We start from the raw sequence: 17,569 nt of genomic DNA, 5'->3' as shown, positions 1-17,569 counted from the left end.
CCAGCCAGCGCAGCGCATGGGAAGGACAGGCTTATGGCGCGTCCTTCCTGCTGCCTGGGGCGAATCATCGGCTTGTCCGCATCCCTTCAGGGGCCGCCATGGTGCGCGCGGCGCACCCTACGCTTGAGGCCAGCCATAACGCCTGATCAGGAAATCACGCCATGCACGCCCTTGCACGACTCTCTCCGGAAGTCCGCCAGTACCTCCTGGTAACCGGCAACTACTGGGCCTTTACCCTTACCGACGGCTCCCTGCGCATGCTGGTGGTGCTGCACTTTCACAGTCTCGGCTACACGCCGCTGCAGATCGCCGCGCTGTTTCTGTTCTACGAGATCTTCGGCGTGGTCACCAACCTGGTGGGCGGTTACCTGGGCGCGCGGCTGGGGCTCAATCGCACCATGAACATCGGCCTGGGCATGCAGGTGCTGGCGCTGTTGATGCTCACCGTGCCGGCCGCCTGGTTGACGGTGCCCTGGGTCATGGCGGCGCAGGCGTTGTCCGGTATCGCCAAGGATCTGAACAAGATGAGCGCCAAGAGCTCGATCAAGCTCCTGGTGCCGGACACTCAGCAGGGCACGCTGTACAAGTGGGTGGCCATCCTCACCGGCTCGAAGAATGCGCTCAAGGGCGTGGGTTTCTTCCTCGGTGGCGCGCTGCTCGCCGTGCTTGGCTTTAACGGCGCGGTGCTGGCCATGGCCGCCGCGCTGGCGCTGATCTGGCTGGCCAGCCTGGTGCTGCTGAAAAAGGATCTGGGCAGGGCCAAGGCCAAGCCGAAGTTTCGCGACATGCTCTCCAAGAGCAGGGCGATCAACATCCTCTCGGCTGCCCGGCTGTTTCTCTTCGGTGCGCGCGACGTCTGGTTCGTGGTGGCGCTGCCGGTGTACCTGAGCTCGGTATTGGGCTGGGACTTCTGGCTGGTCGGCGGCTTTCTCGCCAGCTGGGTGATCGGTTACGGCGTCGTGCAATCAGTTGCCCCGCGTATCACTGGCAAGCAAAGCGGACATGTGCCGGACGGCCGCGCCGCGTTCCTCTGGGCGGCATCGCTGGCGGGGCTGCCGGCGCTGATCGCCCTGGGCCTGGGCGCCGGCTGGTCGGCGCAGGCGGTCTTGCTTGGCGGCCTGCTGCTGTTCGGCGTGCTGTTCGCGGTGAATTCCTCGCTGCACAGCTACCTGATCGTCAGCTACGCCAAGGAAGACGGCGTATCGCTGGACGTAGGCTTCTACTACATGTCCAACGCGCTGGGGCGGCTGATCGGCACGCTGCTCTCGGGCTGGGTGTTTCAGGCCCATGGCCTGGAGGCCTGCCTGTGGGTTTCCAGCGCCTTCGTGCTCGCCGCTGCGCTGATTTCCATCGCCTTGCCCAGGCACGGCATGCAGCCGACGCGCTGACCCACGGGAATGCCGCTGCGTCTGGCCGTGCACAGCTTGCGCACCTGAGGAGGCAGCGATTTCGTGGTGAGCCTGCCGAGCGTCCGTGGCCTGCGCAGCGCCGCCTTTCGACAGCGCCGTCAATCTGCAGAACGCCCGCGTAGCTAGTGCATTGCCTGTCTGGCTCATGCGAGCCGGGCGGTGCAAGCCTGACGCGGCCCGCGCTTGAACATCTGGGCAGGCCCTTGATCGAACGACATATCCCCTGACACTTCCCTGGACCTGCATGACGCCCTTAAAGGTTATTGAAAGGTTGAGGTCTTAGCCTCCGCGCGCGCCTTTTGTGCGATCTACAAGAAAAAGAGGAGAAGCGGTTTGTTGACTCTGATCGGCCTGTTGACCATTTGCAGCCTGGTTGTGCTGCTGCTCATCGGGCGCATGTCGCCTGTTCTGCCCTTGATCGTGGTGCCGCTGCTCGGCGCCCTGGCTGCGGGTTTCGGCCCGGAGGCGATTTCCGGATTCTTCACCGATGGCGTCGGCCGGGTAACCGCGATCGCCACCATGTTCGTCTTCGCCATCACCTTCTTCGGCGTGTTGCAGGACACCGGCCTGTTCCGCCCGCTGATCGGCGGCATGGTGCGCCTGACCCGCGGCAACGTCATCGCCGTGACCGTGGCCACGGCCATCATCGGCATGCTGGCGCATCTCGACGGTGCCGGCGCCACCACCTTCCTGCTGACCATTCCTGCGCTGCTGCCGCTGTACAAGCAGCTGCGCATGAGCCCCTACCTGATGCTTCTGCTGCTGGCGCTCGGTGCCGGCATCTTCAACATGCTGCCCTGGGCCGGGCCCTTGGGGCGTGCCTCGGCGGTGACCGGCATCGAAGTCACCGAGCTGTGGCGGCCGCTGATCACCATCCAGGGCGTCGGCGTGGTGCTGCTGATCGCCCTGGCCGCGCTGCTGGGTTGGCGCGAGCAGCGCCGTATCGCCGCAGGCAAGGCCGGCGACGAAGGCGTGCTGGTGGAAACCGCCAGTGACCTGCACGAGCCGAGCGCCGAGGAGCGCGAGCTGGAGCGTCCGCGTTTGCTCTGGGCCAATGCCGCGTTGTTCCTCGCGGTGCTGGTGTCGCTGTTCTCCGGCGTACTGCCGGCCGGCTACATCTTCATGATCGGCCTGTGCCTGGCGCTGCTGATCAACTATCCGGGCGGCAAGGCACAGATGCAGCGCATCTCGGCCCATGCACCGGCTGCCTTGAGCATGGGCATGATCATCCTGGCGGCGGGCTCGATGCTCGGCATCTTCACCGGCACCGGCATGCTCACCTCCATCGCCAAGGACCTGGCCGGCGTGCTGCCCGCGCCGCTGGTGGGGCAGATGCATATCGTGCTCGGTCTGTTCGGCCTGCCGATGGAGCTGATGCTGAGCACCGACGCCTACTACTTCGGCCTGCTGCCGGTGACCCTGGAAGTGGTCGGTGGCCAGGGCGTGGAGCCGGCCAGCGTGGTCTATGCGCTGACCATCGGCAACATCATCGGCACCTTCATCAGCCCGTTCTCGCCGGCGTTGTGGCTGGCACTGGGGCTGGCCGGGCTGGACCTGGGCCGGCACATCCGCTACTCGCTGTGGTGGATGTGGGGCTTCTCACTGGTGCTGTTCGGCGCCGCCTGGGCGCTGGGCATGTTCTAGCGCCTGGTCGGGCTCGCTTCTCCTGATAGGGGCGAGCCACGCTATTGTTCGCGCCCGGGCTTGCCCGGGCGTGCTGCATCTGGCGGACGGAAGTCGTTAGCTGATTTCCACCTGATAGCGGAAGTTTTCCGCTGCCGCGCGCGACAGGCGATATTCCAGCGGGGTGCGGTCATAGCCCAGTGCGGTTCGTTCGATCACCACGCTCGGGCTGGCCTCGGCGACATCGAGAATGGCCGCTAGCTCGGCATCGGCGGCAGAAACCGTGAGGGTCTCCTTTGCCGATGCGATGCGCTGGCCGCAGTGCTGCTCGTAGAGTGGATAAAGCAGGGGCGGGAAGTCCTCCGGCGCCAGATCCAGCAGCGCGCCAAAGCGTGAAGCCGGTAGCCAGATGCGCTCGTGGAACAGCGGACGGCCGTCGATCAGGCGCAGGCGCTGGAGGAAGACGCAGCGTTCGCCTTCCGCCAGTTGCAATGCCTGGCGTGCTGCCGCGTCTGCGGGCTCGAGGCGGCATCCGAGGATGCGGCTTTGTGGCACCTGCGACTGGCCGTTGGCGCTGACCTGACGGAAGAAGCGAAACAGCGATCCATCGAAGTTCGGCCGCCGCACGAAGGTACCGCGACCCTGCGCGCGCAGCAGCAGCCCCTCGGCAACCAGGGTTTCCACCGCCTTGCGCACCGTGCCTACGGCCACACCGTACTGGCGGGTCAGCTCCGCTTCGGTGGGAATGGCCTCGCCGGGGAGCCATTCGCCTGCGGCAATCTTGCCCAGCATCTCGTCGCGTAGCCGCTGATACAGCGGCAGGCGTTCGTCCTGTCCCAGTGCCGTGGTGCTCATAAACCTCAAATCCGCAATTCGACCGGCCGTCACTTTACCACCGGCGGGTGCGTTGACAGCACTGGAACTCTATCTATACAGTCATCTATTCATATATATGACTGTATGTTTGTATAAATGGCTGCCTCAAGAGCAGCTCGAACAAGAACGACAGAGGTGATCGCTTCGTGACGTCCCTGCCTTATGCCGGTATCACCGGCATCGACACCCATGCCCATATCTTTCGCCGGGACCTGCCCATGGTTCCCGGGCGCCGCTATAGCCCCAGCTATGACGCCACCGTGGAGCAGTATCTCGCCCACCTGGATGCCTGCGGCCTGTCTCATGGCGTGCTCATCCAGCCGAGCTTTCTCGGCACCGATAACCAATTCATGGTCGAGGCGTTGCAGCGCTTCCCCGAGCGCTTGCGCGGCGTAGCGGTAGTCGAGGCGCAGATCAGCGATGCCGAACTGGACGAACTGGCCGCGGCCGGGGTAGTGGGTGTGCGCCTGAACCTCATCGGCAAGGTGCTGGAGGACTACACCGGGCCGGCCTGGAATGGCCTGTTCCGGCGCCTGGCGCAGCGTGGCTGGCAGGTGGAGATTCAGCGCGGCTTCGGCGATCTGGCGCTGATCGTGCCGGAGATCCTTGAAGCAGGGGTGACGGTGGTGATCGATCACTTCGGCCTGCCGGCACCGAGCGTGCAGCTGGACGATGGTCAGCATGACGCCTTCTTCGCTCTGCTCGGCCAGGCGCCAGTGTGGATCAAGCTGTCGGCAGCCTACCGCAGCCAGTCCGACCTGGCCCGAGCCCAGGCCATCGAGGCGCGCCTGCGCGAGGCCTGTGGCGGTATCGGCCGCTTCCTCTGGGGCAGCGACTGGCCCAACACCCAGTTCGAGTCGCAGACCCGCTACGATCAGCAGTTCGCGCTGCTCGAGGCCCTCTTACCCGACCCCGAGGAGCGCCGTCGCGTTCTGGTGGACAACCCCGCAACCCTGTTCGGTTTCGCCTCGGCGTAACCGTCGCTCACATCAGAACAACAAAAGGAGTCAAACCATCATGATGAGCTTGCTCGTCGTCGCCGCGATCGTTCTCGCTGTCGCGCTGGGTTACACCACCAAGATCAACATCGGCCTCTTCGCCATCGCCTTCGCCTATTTGCTCGGCTGCTTCGGCATGGGTCTGAGCCCGGGCGACATCATCAACATGTGGCCGCTGAAGATCTTCTTCGTGATCTTCTCGGTCTGCCTGTTCTACAGCTTCGCCACCGTCAACGGCACCCTGGAAAAACTCGCCGGGCATCTGCTGTATCGCTGCCGTGGCGTGCCGCACCTGCTGCCCTATGCCATTTTGCTGACCTCGGGGGTGATCGCTGCCATGGGCGCCGGTTACTACACCGTCCTGGCCTTCATGGCACCGCTGACCCTGCTGCTGTGCCAGCGCACCGGCATGAGCCTGATTCTCGGTGGCATGGCAGTGAACTACGGCGCGCTGGCCGGGGCCAACTTCGTTTCCAGCCAGAGCGGCATCATCTTCCGCGGCCTGATGACCGGCGCCGGCATGCCCGAGAGCGAAGCCTTCGTGAATGCCCTGGCGATCTTCGCCAGCACAGCGATCATTCCGGTTCTGGTGATTTCCGCCTTCGTCTTCCTCGGTGGCCATGGCCGTAACCTGAAGAATGCGGTACTCACCGCCGACCTGCCGGAAGCCTTCAACCGCGAGCAGAAACTGACCCTGTTGCTGACGCTGCTGATGATGGTACTGGTACTCGCCGCGCCACTGGCGCTGCTGGCCTTCCCGGACAACGCCACGGTCAGGTTCGTCAACAGCAAGGTGGATATCGGCCTGATCGCCAGCGTGTTCTCGGTGATCGCACTGCTGCTCAAGCTCGGTGACGAGCGCAAGGCCATCGCCTCCGTGCCCTGGGCCACGCTGATCATGATCTGCGGCGTCGGCATGCTGATCTCGATCGCGATCAAGGCTGGCACCATCGATGCGCTGGCGTCCTGGATCGGCGGCAACATTCCGCCGCTGATGGTTCCAGTGGCATTTGGCGTGGTGGCGGCCCTGATGTCGATCTTCGCCAGCACGCTGGGCGTGGTGACGCCGGCGCTGTTCCCGATGGTGCTGCCACTGGCGGCTTCGATGTCGATCGATCCGATGATCATCTTCGTCGCCATCGTGGTTGGTGCGCAGGCCACCTCGATTTCGCCGTTCTCCTCGGGTGGCAGCCTGCTGCTGGGCTCGTGCACCGATGACAAGGCGCGCTCGACGTTGTTCTCGCAACTGCTGCTACGCGCCGCTCCCATCGGCTTCGTCGCCGCCATGCTGTTCAACCTGGCGCTGACCTTCCTGTTCTGACGAAAAAAGCCCCGGTATCTCTCGATGCCGGGGCTTCGTGTTCCGTGTCGCCTTATTTGGAACAGTTGCCTTTGCGGGCCATCTCCAGCTTCGCGACGTCTTCTTTGCCTTCCTTCTCGTCGACCAGCTTCAGGTTGGCGCCACCGACGAATGCCCCCATCTTGATGTATTGCTTGATGAAGTAGTTCTTGCCACTTTCGGTCTTGACCAGCAGATCGTTAGGTGAAAACTCGGACTCGGTGGAGATCTTGTGCTCCATGTCGCCCTTGACCTGTTCGTAAAAGAAGACCTTTGGCGCGGATTCGCCGATGCACTTGTCATCGACCCAGATGTCCTTCTTCAGCGAACCACCTACGCCCGAGTTGCGGTAGATGTACAGACCGGCATTACCAGGTGCGGGTGCTGCAAAGCGCTTGGCTTCGGCAGAGGCTTGCTTGTCTTCCATGGGGACCGATGCACAGCCGATGAGCAGCGAGGATGCGAAGGCAGCAAGGGCCAGTTTCTTCAGCATGATGACTCCGAGTGTCTGTGGAATGAGAACGGCACAGCAGGAAGGCTCGACGGCATGGGTTGTTGGGCGTCGAGATTCCGGTCACGGAAGAGGAGTGGCACGAGGAGAGGGGGGCTTGCCCGCATGCATCGCTGCGCATGATCGAATTCCGTTTCGTTGATGGCGTATTGCTATGCCGGCCGAGACGATATCCATTTGTTTCGCTTCGGGCAAGGATGCCTTGTCATTTCAGCCGATAGCGCGCCAGGTCGTCCCGGGTCAGCAGCTGCAGGCGGCCAGGCGCCACCTTGTAGATGTCTTCGGCCAGGGAGATATCGACGCCCATGTCGCGAAAGTACTTGGCCGGGCTGAAATGCTCGCGGCCGTGGGCGGCCTGCGCCTGGGCCGAGTCGCCGGCGGAAAAGGGCGGGCGGCGCAGGGCCACATGGCCGTTGACGGTGCGCTTGGTGCCGGCGGCCAGCAGGTAGATGCAGCTGCCCTGGCAGATGCCACCGGAAGGCACCAGCGCCTCGAAGCCGGTTTCCCGCAGCAGGCGGCCCATGCGAATGGCCTCCGGCGCGCTGCCGCCGATGCTGTCAAGCAGCACGACCTTGCGCTTGTGCTTGCCGGGATGGGCGCGCAGGCCCTGCAGCAACTTTTCGTAGTCGCCGGGCACTATCTCTTCGGAAATCTTCGCCGCCAGCAGGCCGTCGTGGGACTCGACCTCAACCTTGGCCTGGGCATGGAGCGGGGCGAGCAGGGCAGTGCCGATCAGGGCGAAGCGCAGAAGCTGGGCAATCATCGAATGGGTTCATGACGGTGGCTCGGGAGGCAGAAGATACCTGCCGCAGCACCGTCATGCATCCCTCAGTTGCGCTGCTGCACCTTCCAGGCCCAGGCGAACAGCGCCAGGCCTGCGATGGCGGTGATGGCGCCAATATAGCCGGTGACGGTCCAGCTCATGCCGGCGCTGATGGCCAGGCCGCCGAGCCAGGGGCCGAGGGCGTTGGCGAGGTTGAACGCGGCGTGGTTGGAGGCGGCCGCCAGCGTCTGCGCGCCGGTGGCGACGTCCATCAGATGGGTCTGCAATGCCGGGCCGAGGGCGATCATGGTGCCGATGGCGAAGATCGCCGGCAGCAGCGTCCACAGGCTGTGCGCGGCGAAGGGGAAGACCAGCAGCACCAGGGTGCTCCACGCCAGGATCCAGGCCACGGCGCGTAGGCGCAGGCGGTCGAACAGCCAGCCGCCGGCGCTGTTGCCGACTATGCAGCCGGCTCCGAACACGCCCATGGCCAGGGGAATCCAGCCGGGGCCGACCTGGGTGACGTGCAGCAGTGTGGGCGCCATGTAGCTGAATACGCAGAACATGCCGGCGAAACCGATGGCGCCAATGCCCAGGGCCAACCAGATCGGCGCACGGTTGAAGGCGCGCAGCTCGCCCTTGGGGCTGCTGCGCTGCTCGTTGGGGTCGGCTGGCAGGAAGATCGCCACCATGACGATGGTGGTGATGGCGATGATGCCGACCAGGGCGAAGGCGTAGCGCCAGCTCATGAACTGGCCTAGCCAGGTGGCCAGCGGGTTGCCGATCAGGATGGCCACGGTCAGGCCGGCCAGCACCCGGCTCACCGCCTTGGCGCGTTTGTGCGGTGGCGCCATGGAGGCGGCCACCAGCATGGCGATGCCGAAGTAGGCGCCGTGCGGCAGGCCGGCGATGAAGCGGAACATCAGCAGCGGCTCGTAGCCCGGCGCCAGGGCGCTGGCGAAGTTGCCGAGGGCAAAGCAGCCCATCAGCAGCAGAAGCAGGATGCGCCGTGGCAGGCGTGCACCGAGCAGGGCCAGCAGCGGTGCGCCGACCACCACGCCGAGGGCGTAGGCGCTGATCACGTGACCGACCTGCGGTTCGCTGACGCCAAGGTCGGCGGCGACGTTGGGCATCAGGCCCATGATGGCGAACTCGCCGGTGCCGATGGCGAAGCCGCCGAGGGCCAGGGCGAGTTGAATGAGAAGGATCGCGCCCGGCGACAGATGCGTCGCAGCGCTGGCGGTGGGATTGTTCATGAGGGACCTGGAGGGGCAAAAAGCAAGCGCGCGATTATAATCTCCGAGCGCATTGCCTGGATATTCGCGGCCGCTCTATTTCGGGCTTTGAGACGAATGGTCGGCGTTGTTCAGGGCCTTCACGTAGTCGACGAAGGCGCGCAGCGGTGCCGGCACGTTGCGCCTGCTGTGGTAGTACAGGTAAGGCCCTTCGAAGTGCTGCCACCAGTCATGCAGGATGGGTTGCAGCTGGCCGCTGGCGAGATGCGCTGCGATGTATTCCTCGAAGGTGTAGAGAATGCCGTGGCCGGCGCAGGCCGCGGCGATCAGCAGGTCCTGCGAGGAGCTGACCAACCTGCCCTCCGGGGCGATGCGCAAGGTGCGTCCATCTCGCTCGAACTCCCACACACCCAGCTTGCCGCTGGCGAAGCGGTAACCGAGCAGGCGGTGCTCGTTCAGTTCGCCGGGATGTTGTGGCGTGCCGTGGCGCTGCAGATAGCTGGGCGCGGCGACTGCCATGAAGCACTGCCGGCGCGGCCCGATGGGGATGGCGATCATGTCCTTGGCCAGGCTTTCCTCGTAGCGGATGCCTGCGTCGTAACCGGCGCCGATCACGTCGATGAAGGTGTTGTCCATGTTCACTTCCAGCGCGATGCCCGGGTAACGCGCGAGAAAACCATCCAGTAGCTGCGGCAGAATGTGCCGGGCGATCACGCCGGGCACATGCAGGCGCAGCGAGCCGACCGGATGCTGCGGGTCTTCCTGCAGGTCGTTGAGTGCTGTGTTGATCTCGTCCAGCGCCGGGCGCAGGCGCTTCAGCAGTCGCGCACCGATTTCCGTGGGCGTCAGGCCGCGGGTGGTGCGGTTGAGCAGGCGCACGCCCAGCTCCTGTTCCAGGCGGCGTATGCAATCGCTGAGTGACGAGGCTGACGTGCCGCGGCGCTGCGCTGCGGCACGAAAACCACCGGCCTCGACCACGGCGGCGAACAGGGCGATATCGGACAGATTCGGTTGGCGCATGAGCGTCGGCTGGGATATGACGAAGGTCCGATAATGCGGCGCAGCGCCCGCTTTGCCAATCCTGAGGATGTAGCCCGGATGCAATCCTACCAATGGCCCCGGATTGCATCCGGGCTACGATTCGCGCCTTTGAAACACCCGGTAACTGTACGCCTGCCCGTATACCCTGTTCGGTCGTGACCGGCTTATCGAACAGTGTTTCTGCTCGCACCCTATGTCCTGCGCCGTTGCATGATTTGGCGCATCGAGCTAACGGATAGGAGGAAGCTGCAATGAGCAAGAGAAACGAAGCGGGGCTGGGCCATACGCGCCGGGATGCACTGAAGCTGTTCGGCATGCTGGGCGGCAGTCTTGCCTTGCAAGGTATCTTGGGCGGTGTGCCGAGGTTCGCCTGGGCCGACCCTGCAACGGGCTGGCAGGCGAAGGACATGCCGCCTTTGACCGGCAAGCGCATGCTGGTCACCGGCGGCACCAGCGGTATGGGCTTCGAGGATGCTCTGGCCCTGAGCGGGGCCGGTGCGCAGGTGATCATCGCCGCGCGTAATGCGCAGCGTGGCGCCGAGAGCATCGAACGTATTCGTGCCCAGGTGCCGGATGCGCAGGTGCGTTTCGAACAATTGGACCTGGCCGACCTGGCCTCGGTGCGCAGCCTGGCTCAGCGCCTGAATGCCGAGGGCGAGGTGCTGGACGTGCTGATCAACAATGCCGCGATCATGGCGCCGCCGCAGCGCGGCGTGTCTCGCGACGGTTTCGAGATGCAGCTGGCGACCAATTTTCTCGGCCATTTCGCCCTGACCGGTTTGCTCCTGTCGTCGCTGCGCAAGTCATCCGATCCGCGCGTGGTGACGCTGGCGAGCATCGCCGTCAATCGTGGTCGGATCGATTTCGACGACCTGCAGTCCGAGCGCAGCTACGACCCCTATGCGGCTTACGCCCAGTCGAAGCTGGCCTGTCTGATGATGGCCTTCGAGCTGCAGCGGCGCAGCCTGGCCAACAACTGGGGCGTGCGCAGCGTCGCCGCGCATCCTGGCGTGGCCGTCACCGAGCTGGTCGAGCGCGGTCCTGGATTGCAAAGCGAGTTCGCCCGCCAGTGGGCGAAGGATCGCGAGGTCTATCACTCGGCGGCGCAGGGCGCGCTGTCGTCACTGTTCGCGGCGACGGCGGCTGAAGCCGAGGGTGGCCGTTACTACGGGCCCACCGGCGAAGAGGAAAAGCGCGGTCCACTGGGGCTGGCAAGGGTGCCGGCTGCCGCAGCGGATGCCGATGATGCGGCGCGCCTGTGGTCGGTGGCCGAGCGCCTGACGGGCGTGAAGTACGGCTGAATCTTGGCGCGCCTCGAGGCGCGCCCCCTTCGAGGAATTTGCCATGTCATCTTCAACGATGGCGCAGCGCGTGGCCGTGGCCATCAACGCGCAGCGCAACGAGCTGTGGCCGGCGCTGGCCGGTTTCGCCCTGTTCTTCTGCCTGTTCTCGGGCTACTTCATGCTGCGGCCGATCCGCGAAGCCATGGGCATCGTCTCAGGCGTGGAGAACCTGCAGTGGCTGTTCACCGCCACCTTCGTGGTGATGCTGATCGCGGTGCCGTTGTTCGCCTGGCTGAGTTCGCGGGTGCCGCGGCTCCATTTCATCGACTGGGTGTATGGCTTCTTCACCCTGAACCTGGCGTTGTTCGCCCTGTTATTCTTCAGTGCGGATGAAAGCGTGTGGCTGGCGCGCAGCTTCTATGTGTGGATTTCGGTCTACAACCTCTTCGTCGTCTCGGTGGCCTGGAGCCTGATGGCCGACGTGTTCGACAGCGAGCAGGCCAAGCGGCTGTTCGCCTTCATCGCCGCCGGTGCCAGTGTCGGCGGTCTGGTCGGCCCGGCGCTGAGTGCCTTGCTGGTAAGCACGCTGGGGCAGAGTGGGCTGATTCTGCTGGCCGCGGTGCTGCTGGCCGTAGCGCTGTCACTGAAGCAGGTGCTGATGCGCTGGCGCGAGGAGGGTGGCGCGGGACGTGCCGGCGCCGTGCAGGCGGAAAGTCCGCGGCGTCCGGTACCGGGCAATCCGTTCAGCGGTCTGATGCGCGTGCTGTCTTCACCCTACCTGTTTGGTATCGCCGGTTTCGTCATCTTGCTGGCCACGGCCAGCACCTCTCTCTACTTCGAGCAGGCGCGCCTGGTGGCCGAGCTGTTTCCTGATCGCGCCGCGCAGGTGCGGGTGTTCGGGGTGATCGATTTCGTGGTGCAGGCCGGTGCGCTGATCTCCCAGCTGTTCATCACCGGGCGCATCGCGCGGCGTCTGGGTGTGCGCGTGCTGTTGGCCTGTGTGCCGCTATTGGTATGCGTCGGCTTCATCGGTCTGGCCTTGCTGCCGACCTTCGCCATGCTGGCAGCGCTGATGATCGTACGGCGTATCGGCGAATACGCCTTCGTGCGACCGGGGCGGGAGATGCTCTTCGCGCCGCTGGATGCCGAGAGCAAATACAAGGCGAAGAACTTCATCGACACCGTGGTCTACCGCGCCGGCGATGCGATGAGTGGCTGGCTCAAGAGCCTGCTGGACATGCTCGCACAAGGCGCCTGGCTGGTGGCGCTGGTGGGCGCGGCCAGCGCGGCGCTGTGGGGGTTGCTCGGCTGGTATCTGGGGACCCAGGCGGACCGCAAGGCCGCCGAGCGGCAGGAACTGGTGGCTACATAGAGCGGACTTTGCAGGAGCCGCAGGCACGGCTCCTGCAAACTCGTCAGCCGCGTGCCGGAATGCTCAAGCCGCGCTGCACGGCTGGGCGCGCGAGGAAGGCGTCGAGTACGCGGCGCACGTTGCCGAAGCGTTCGAACTGCACCAGATCGCCGGCCTTGTAGAAGTCCACCAGGCAGCGCACCCAGGGGAACACGGCGATGTCGGCGATGCTGTACTCACCGGCGATCCAGCTACGGCCCTCCAGGTGTTGGTCGAGCACACCGAGCAGGCGAGCGGATTCGGCGACGTAACGATCACGCGGGCGCTTGTCCTCGTACTCGGCACCGGCGAACTTATGGAAGAAGCCGAGCTGGCCGAACATCGGGCCGAGGCCGCCCATCTGCCACATCAGCCATTGAATCGTCTCGTAGCGGGCGGCGGCGTCCTGCTGCAGCAACTTGCCGGTCTTCTCCGCCAGGTAGATCAGGATCGCCCCGGACTCGAACAGCGGCAGCGGGTGGCCATTCGGCCCGTCGGGATCGAGGATCGCGGGAATCTTGTTGTTCGGCGCCAGTGAAAGGAACTCGGGGCTGAACTGGTCATTGCTGTCGAAGCTGACCAGGTGCGCCTCATAGGGCAGGCCGATTTCTTCCAGCATGATCGAGACCTTGACACCGTTGGGCGTGGGCAGTGAGTAGAGCTGCAGGCGCTCGGGATGCTGCGCGGGCCATTTGCGGGTGATGTGAAAGGGGCTGAGGTCGGTCATGTGGAGTTCCATGTCGAATGGGTCGAAGAAGTGGCGATCAGAACACGAGTGGCAGGTACGCAGGAAATCGATCCAGCTGCTAGTAGTCATCGACTCGGGCGATCCTGCCTGGTTCCCTGTGCGCGAACGAGGCGGTATGGTGCGGGTTTTCATCCACCCGGCACGGAGCCCATCGGCATGAGCCTGCACGGTACCTACGATCCCCAGAACATCTTCGCCCAGATCATTCGTGGCGACCTGCCTTGCTACAAACTCTACGAGGACGACGATGTACTGGCGTTCCTCGATCTGTTCCCGCAATCCAAGGGCCACAGTCTGGTCATTCCCAAGCGCGCTGCCGCGCGCAATATCCTGGAAATCGACGACGCCAGCCTGGCCAAGGTGATGGCCGTGGTGAAGAAGGTCACCCAGGCGGTGGTCGACGAACTGCAGCCGGCTGGCGTGCAGGTGGCGCAGTTCAACGGCGCGCCTGCCGGGCAGACGGTGTTCCATATCCACATGCACGTGATCCCGCGCTTCGAGGGCGAGGGGCTGGGTATTCACGCGGCCAACAAGGCCGACCCGGCCGAGCTGGAGGCGCTGCAGACACGTCTGGTCAAACGTCTGCAGGGTTGAAAATGGTTTCGCCCCGGCCGAAGTATCGGCCGGGGCACGAAGCACGCGCTGAACGAGCGCTTAGCCGTTCTGGCTGCTCAGCCCGCCCCATTCCATGAAGCGCACGGCGTGCACTTCACCCTGACTGTCGCGGTAGACCAGAACGCTCGGTACCACACCGCTCTTGCGGCTGTTGTCGGTGCGTTGCAGGACCTGATCGATATCCAGCTGCATGCCGTACTGGTATTCCTGTACTTCGACCTTGGGAGTGGCAGGTGCTTTCTCGCTGGCGATGGCCAAGGGGGCAAGGACGGCGAGGACGCTGGCGTTGAGGGCTGCGAATTTCATCTTGATAATCTCCGATCTGGGGCGCCTGGAAGATTGGCGCTGGGGTCGAGAGAGATGAAAACATTCGTCGCTTCGCCGAAGAAATCGATGCTTGTGCTAGCGAAGATCGCTGTCATCGATACCTTGCCCGAACGCCCGGCTGCACCAATACTCAGGCGGCATTCACCCGCCCATGGAGGGCTTCATGCGTTCGATCCTCATCGCGTTGCCGTTGTTGCTGTTGGCCGGCTGCTCCTCCTTTCGAGGTGATCCGGAGAACATTCGTCCCGTCCCGCAAGAGCGCCTGCTGGCGTTTCAGCAAACCCAGGCCAACGGTGCGCAGATCGTGGTCAATCGCGACTTCGGCATGATGGGCGGCGGCTGCTACGTGGCCATCGAAGTGGATCGTAAGGTCGCCGCGCGTATTGGCGTCGGTGAGGTCGCAACCTTCCAGGTACCGCCTGGCACCCGTGTGGTGGGTATCACCCCTGACCGCATGGACGACACCCTCTGCGGCATGGGCCGCCTGCTGCGCGAAGTGGCGGTACCGGTGAAGGCCGGGGAAACCCATCACCTGCGTATCGTCAGCCAGAATCGTGGGGGCTTCGACATCCTGCCGGATGGGCGCTGACGGCTGACTTGCGCGGCGCATCAAGCCGCCTCGCAGGCGATGCGGGTAGTATTTGCCGCATCGAGTCAGGGAGAGTAGTTGTGAACGGATTACCGATCGCCATAGTGGGAGCCGGAACCGCCGGCCTGGCCACTGCGACTTTTCTCGCCCGCCAGGGCTATGCGGTGCGGCTGCTGGAGCGGGTCGAACAGCTGCAGCCGGTGGGCGCCGGCATTCTCCTGCAACCCTCCGGTCTGGCCGTGCTGCAACGGCTGGGGCTGCTCGCCGAATGCACCGCGTTGGGTGCGCCGGTCAGCCGACTCTACGGCACCAGTTGCCGGGGACGGGTAATCCTCGATACCCGTTATCACGACTGGCAGCCCGGCAGTTTCGGCCTGGGCATCCACCGCGGCGTGCTGATGACGGCGCTGCTCAATGCGGCGCAGCGTGCCGGCGTACAAGTGGAAACCGGCGTCAACGTCAGCCGCTTCGAGCAGGCCAGCGGTCATATCCGCCTGCTGAGTCAGGACCAGCCCCTAGGTGATTTCGCCGCATTGATCCTGGCCGATGGCACCCGCTCGGCATTGCGCGCGCAGATGCAGGTGCGCCAGTGGTCGCGGCCCTATCCCTGGGGCGCCTTATGGAGCATGTTGCCGACTGCAGCGTCGGCCGAAACCGGCGAGCTGCGTCAGTGGTATCGCGGTTGCCGGGAAATGTTCGGGCTGATGCCCACCGGCTGTACCCATCAGGCACGCGAACGCTCGCTCACCAGTCTGTTCTGGAGCCTGCCCTTGAGCGAGCACGAGGCCTGGCGCCAGGCCGGCCTGAATGCCTGGAAAACCCGCGTGCGCCGTCTGGCTGGCGAGGCGGCGGAGGCCTATCTGCAGCGCATCGATGACCCGCAACAGCTGACCCTGGCGGCTTATGCCGATGTGCGCATGCAGCGCTGGCACGATGGCCGCGTCCTGGCCATCGGCGATTGCGCCCACGCCATGAGTCCGCAACTGGGACAGGGCGCCAACATGGCGCTGGTCGATGCCGCCGCGCTCGCTGATACGCTCGGCAACGCGGGCGACGAGGCCCAGCATGCAATCGACTGGAACGCCATCTTCGCTCGTTACGGTGATGCTCGCCGTGATCACCTGCGGTACTACCGCCAGGCGAGTCGGCTGCTGACGCCCTTGTTCCAGTCCAACAGCCACACCCTGGCCGTGCTGCGCGATATCGCCCTGACGCTGGCCCGCCACAACCGCTTCGGCCGCCAGCATGCGGTCAGCACCCTGGTCGGTGCGCGCAGCGGCTGGCTATGGTCCGGTGCGCAGCAGCGCGAGCTGCATGCCTGGACGGGGGAGCGGGAGGCGTGGGAATAACCTGACGCCGTTCAGCTGCGCTGCAGATCGAGCAGCGCCTTCTGGCTCAGGTCCAGCCACTCCTTGTGCAGAACCCGGTAATGCCGGGCGGAGCGGCGGGCGTGGGTGTGGATCTGCTGCAGCAGTTCGATGGCTTCGCGCTGGCGTCCCATCCGGCGCAGCAGCAGGGCATAGCGGTAATTGGCTTCCGGGCTGGCGCTGTAGCTGCCGAGTGCGCGGTATTCCTCTTCGGCCTTGAGGTCGTTGCCCTGGCCTTCCAGCGCACGGGCATACAGCAGGTGGCCATCGGTGGAGCGGAAGTCGGGGTTGTGGGCGATCAGTTGGTCGAGGCTCGCCTGGCAGCCGGCGAAATCGCCCAGGGCGAAGCGTGCTTTTGCCAGGCCGAGGAGGATGTCGGGTGCGTCGCTGTGAATGCCGCGCAATGCCATCTGATAGTGCGTGGCCGCTTCTTCGGCCTGGCCCATGCGCAGCAATTCGTCGGCCAGGTTGACGCGGGTATCGCGGGTGTCGCGAATGTCCAGCTCATCGCGCAGGGCGCGCAGATGGCGCTCTGGGTCGATGCTGTCGTGCAGGCGGTTGAGCGTACGGCGGCCGCGACGGCTACCGAGCAGGTCGGGCAGCATGATGCCGATGAAGTAGATCAGGCAACCGAGACCTGGCAGGGCGATGATCAGGTACAGCCAGTAGCGTTCCTGACCACTGCGCACCACGTGGAGGCCACAGGTGACTTGGCAGGCGATGACTAGCAGAGCGAGTACAGGCATGGTGCGATCCAGTCCTTTGGAGTGCGGTGGGAGGCATATCAGAGCATGGATCAGCCCTGTTGTCAGGTGGCGCATGCACGGCTGTGGCATACGTCACGTGGTAGGCTGCGCGGCTGATTCCATGTTCATAAGGATGCGTGCATGCCGTCGTCGCTGGAGATTTTCGCCAACCTCTTCTACCTGGTTTCGGTGCTGATGGCGGCGCGCAACTCCGTGCATACCTGGGCGGTCGGGCTGGTCGGTTGTGCGCTGTTCGGCTGGCTGTTCTTCAGCGTGCAGCTGTATGCCGACGTGACCTTGCAGGGCTTTTTCATCGCCACCAGTCTGCTGGGCTGGTGGAGCTGGTTGCGTGGGCGCAACGGTGACCCCATGCCGATCAGCCGTACGGCCTGGCCGGGGCTGGGCCTGGCATTGTCGATCGCCGTTGTCGTGGCCGTCGCCTACGGAGCCTTGCTGCACCACTTCACCGACGCCTACGCGCCCTTTATCGATTCGCTGGTGCTGACCTTCAGCGTGCTGGCGCAGCTACTGCTGATGCGCCGCAAGCTGGAGACCTGGTACGGCTGGCTGCTGGTCAATACCCTGGCAGTGCCATTGTTCGCCTCGCGCGAGCTGTACCTGACCGCCTTCATCTACCTGTTGTTCTGGTGCAATGCCTGGTACGGCCTGTATCGCTGGCGCCGCGAAATGAAAGCGCAGGCGGCCTGAG

At 64.6% G+C, this 17,569-nt stretch carries 18 protein-coding genes; 10 read left to right on the top strand and 8 right to left on the bottom strand.

Annotated features, from left to right (window positions below; all coding sequences use genetic code 11):
• Nucleotides 1-161: 161 nt before the first annotated feature.
• The gene (gene arsJ / locus BLS61_RS01505; protein WP_090426387.1) at nucleotides 162-1,388 is read left to right on the top strand and encodes an organoarsenical effux MFS transporter ArsJ; all 1,227 of its coding nucleotides are present in this window, start codon (nucleotides 162-164) and stop codon (nucleotides 1,386-1,388) included.
• Nucleotides 1,389-1,742: 354 nt separating this feature from the next.
• A complete protein-coding gene (locus BLS61_RS01500) occupies nucleotides 1,743-3,053 on the top strand; it encodes a CitMHS family transporter (RefSeq protein ID WP_090426384.1) in 1,311 nt (436 codons plus the stop codon).
• 96 nt (nucleotides 3,054-3,149) lie between these two features.
• On the opposite strand, the gene BLS61_RS01495 is transcribed toward BLS61_RS01500, so the two are convergent.
• Nucleotides 3,150-3,887 (bottom strand): GntR family transcriptional regulator, encoded by a 738-nt coding sequence (locus tag BLS61_RS01495; RefSeq protein WP_090426381.1) that lies wholly within the window; start codon nucleotides 3,885-3,887, stop codon nucleotides 3,150-3,152.
• A gap of 167 nt (nucleotides 3,888-4,054) precedes the next feature.
• Between BLS61_RS01495 and BLS61_RS01490 the strand changes: the two genes are divergently transcribed.
• Nucleotides 4,055-4,885, top strand: a complete 831-nt coding sequence (locus tag BLS61_RS01490; protein WP_090426378.1) for an amidohydrolase family protein — start codon at nucleotides 4,055-4,057, stop codon at nucleotides 4,883-4,885.
• Nucleotides 4,886-4,925: 40 nt separating this feature from the next.
• Entirely contained in the window at nucleotides 4,926-6,227 is a 1,302-nt protein-coding gene (locus BLS61_RS01485; RefSeq protein WP_090426374.1) for an SLC13 family permease, read from the top strand.
• Between the two features lie 52 nt (nucleotides 6,228-6,279).
• On the opposite strand, the gene BLS61_RS01480 is transcribed toward BLS61_RS01485, so the two are convergent.
• The 4 genes from BLS61_RS01480 to BLS61_RS01465 all read right to left on the bottom strand — a co-directional run bounded on the left by BLS61_RS01480 (nucleotide 6,280) and on the right by BLS61_RS01465 (nucleotide 9,774).
• On the bottom strand, nucleotides 6,280-6,738 hold the full coding sequence (locus BLS61_RS01480; protein WP_090426371.1) for a DUF2846 domain-containing protein: 459 nt from the start codon (nucleotides 6,736-6,738) through the stop codon (nucleotides 6,280-6,282).
• 223 nt (nucleotides 6,739-6,961) lie between these two features.
• Nucleotides 6,962-7,519: a COG3904 family protein gene (locus BLS61_RS01475; protein ID WP_090426368.1), complete on the bottom strand. Its 558-nt coding sequence runs from the start codon at nucleotides 7,517-7,519 to the stop codon at nucleotides 6,962-6,964.
• 65 nt (nucleotides 7,520-7,584) lie between these two features.
• Nucleotides 7,585-8,775 (bottom strand): MFS transporter, encoded by a 1,191-nt coding sequence (locus tag BLS61_RS01470; RefSeq protein ID WP_090426364.1) that lies wholly within the window; start codon nucleotides 8,773-8,775, stop codon nucleotides 7,585-7,587.
• Nucleotides 8,776-8,850: 75 nt separating this feature from the next.
• Nucleotides 8,851-9,774 carry a LysR family transcriptional regulator gene (locus BLS61_RS01465; RefSeq protein ID WP_090426361.1) on the bottom strand — a complete coding sequence of 308 codons (924 nt, stop codon included), beginning with the start codon at nucleotides 9,772-9,774 and terminating at the stop codon, nucleotides 8,851-8,853.
• 272 nt (nucleotides 9,775-10,046) lie between these two features.
• Between BLS61_RS01465 and BLS61_RS01460 the strand changes: the two genes are divergently transcribed.
• A complete protein-coding gene (locus BLS61_RS01460) occupies nucleotides 10,047-11,096 on the top strand; it encodes an SDR family oxidoreductase (protein WP_090426358.1) in 1,050 nt (349 codons plus the stop codon).
• A 43-nt stretch (nucleotides 11,097-11,139) separates the two neighbouring features.
• The gene (locus BLS61_RS01455) at nucleotides 11,140-12,450 is read left to right on the top strand and encodes an NTP/NDP exchange transporter (protein ID WP_090426355.1); all 1,311 of its coding nucleotides are present in this window, start codon (nucleotides 11,140-11,142) and stop codon (nucleotides 12,448-12,450) included.
• A 43-nt stretch (nucleotides 12,451-12,493) separates the two neighbouring features.
• Here the strand turns inward: BLS61_RS01455 and BLS61_RS01450 are convergent, their stop codons facing one another.
• Nucleotides 12,494-13,195 (bottom strand): glutathione S-transferase N-terminal domain-containing protein, encoded by a 702-nt coding sequence (locus tag BLS61_RS01450; protein WP_090426352.1) that lies wholly within the window; start codon nucleotides 13,193-13,195, stop codon nucleotides 12,494-12,496.
• A 177-nt stretch (nucleotides 13,196-13,372) separates the two neighbouring features.
• On the opposite strand from BLS61_RS01450, the gene BLS61_RS01445 reads away from it, so the two are divergent.
• Nucleotides 13,373-13,810, top strand: coding sequence for an HIT family protein (locus tag BLS61_RS01445; RefSeq protein ID WP_090426349.1), 438 nt, complete (start codon nucleotides 13,373-13,375; stop codon nucleotides 13,808-13,810).
• A gap of 60 nt (nucleotides 13,811-13,870) precedes the next feature.
• Here the strand turns inward: BLS61_RS01445 and BLS61_RS01440 are convergent, their stop codons facing one another.
• Entirely contained in the window at nucleotides 13,871-14,137 is a 267-nt protein-coding gene (locus BLS61_RS01440; protein WP_090426345.1) for a DUF2790 domain-containing protein, read from the bottom strand.
• A 184-nt stretch (nucleotides 14,138-14,321) separates the two neighbouring features.
• On the opposite strand from BLS61_RS01440, the gene BLS61_RS01435 reads away from it, so the two are divergent.
• Together BLS61_RS01435 and BLS61_RS01430 are read left to right on the top strand one after the other, a co-directional pair.
• A complete protein-coding gene (locus BLS61_RS01435; RefSeq protein WP_003245349.1) occupies nucleotides 14,322-14,747 on the top strand; it encodes a hypothetical protein in 426 nt (141 codons plus the stop codon).
• 80 nt (nucleotides 14,748-14,827) lie between these two features.
• Nucleotides 14,828-16,096, top strand: coding sequence for an FAD-dependent oxidoreductase (locus tag BLS61_RS01430; RefSeq protein ID WP_090426343.1), 1,269 nt, complete (start codon nucleotides 14,828-14,830; stop codon nucleotides 16,094-16,096).
• Nucleotides 16,097-16,107: 11 nt separating this feature from the next.
• Here the strand turns inward: BLS61_RS01430 and BLS61_RS01425 are convergent, their stop codons facing one another.
• On the bottom strand, nucleotides 16,108-16,860 hold the full coding sequence (locus tag BLS61_RS01425) for a tetratricopeptide repeat protein (protein WP_090426340.1): 753 nt from the start codon (nucleotides 16,858-16,860) through the stop codon (nucleotides 16,108-16,110).
• Between the two features lie 141 nt (nucleotides 16,861-17,001).
• On the opposite strand from BLS61_RS01425, the gene pnuC reads away from it, so the two are divergent.
• A complete protein-coding gene (gene pnuC, locus BLS61_RS01420; RefSeq protein WP_090426338.1) occupies nucleotides 17,002-17,568 on the top strand; it encodes a nicotinamide riboside transporter PnuC in 567 nt (188 codons plus the stop codon).
• Nucleotide 17,569: the final 1 nt, after the last annotated feature.

Origin of the sequence: Ectopseudomonas guguanensis, assembly GCF_900104265.1 — a bacterium.
Lineage (GTDB): Bacteria > Pseudomonadota > Gammaproteobacteria > Pseudomonadales > Pseudomonadaceae > Aquipseudomonas > Aquipseudomonas guguanensis.
This window is presented reverse-complemented; position numbering and strand designations above follow the sequence as displayed.

Bases quoted from the DNA above. Each gene is read 5' to 3' on its own strand.
- BLS61_RS01425 (WP_090426340.1), bottom strand. From the start codon at position 16,860: ATGCCTGTACTCGCTCTGCTAGTCATCGCCTGCCAAGTCACCTGTGGC.
- BLS61_RS01445 (WP_090426349.1), top strand. From the start codon at position 13,373: ATGAGCCTGCACGGTACCTACGATCCCCAGAACATCTTCGCCCAGATC.
- BLS61_RS01485 (WP_090426374.1), top strand. From the start codon at position 4,926: ATGATGAGCTTGCTCGTCGTCGCCGCGATCGTTCTCGCTGTCGCGCTG.
- BLS61_RS01475 (WP_090426368.1), bottom strand. From the start codon at position 7,519: ATGATTGCCCAGCTTCTGCGCTTCGCCCTGATCGGCACTGCCCTGCTC.
- BLS61_RS01435 (WP_003245349.1), top strand. From the start codon at position 14,322: ATGCGTTCGATCCTCATCGCGTTGCCGTTGTTGCTGTTGGCCGGCTGC.
- BLS61_RS01460 (WP_090426358.1), top strand. From the start codon at position 10,047: ATGAGCAAGAGAAACGAAGCGGGGCTGGGCCATACGCGCCGGGATGCA.
- pnuC (WP_090426338.1), top strand. From the start codon at position 17,002: ATGCCGTCGTCGCTGGAGATTTTCGCCAACCTCTTCTACCTGGTTTCG.
- BLS61_RS01470 (WP_090426364.1), bottom strand. From the start codon at position 8,775: ATGAACAATCCCACCGCCAGCGCTGCGACGCATCTGTCGCCGGGCGCG.
- BLS61_RS01495 (WP_090426381.1), bottom strand. From the start codon at position 3,887: ATGAGCACCACGGCACTGGGACAGGACGAACGCCTGCCGCTGTATCAG.
- arsJ (WP_090426387.1), top strand. From the start codon at position 162: ATGCACGCCCTTGCACGACTCTCTCCGGAAGTCCGCCAGTACCTCCTG.
- BLS61_RS01480 (WP_090426371.1), bottom strand. From the start codon at position 6,738: ATGCTGAAGAAACTGGCCCTTGCTGCCTTCGCATCCTCGCTGCTCATC.
- BLS61_RS01450 (WP_090426352.1), bottom strand. From the start codon at position 13,195: ATGACCGACCTCAGCCCCTTTCACATCACCCGCAAATGGCCCGCGCAG.
- BLS61_RS01455 (WP_090426355.1), top strand. From the start codon at position 11,140: ATGTCATCTTCAACGATGGCGCAGCGCGTGGCCGTGGCCATCAACGCG.
- BLS61_RS01440 (WP_090426345.1), bottom strand. From the start codon at position 14,137: ATGAAATTCGCAGCCCTCAACGCCAGCGTCCTCGCCGTCCTTGCCCCC.
- BLS61_RS01465 (WP_090426361.1), bottom strand. From the start codon at position 9,774: ATGCGCCAACCGAATCTGTCCGATATCGCCCTGTTCGCCGCCGTGGTC.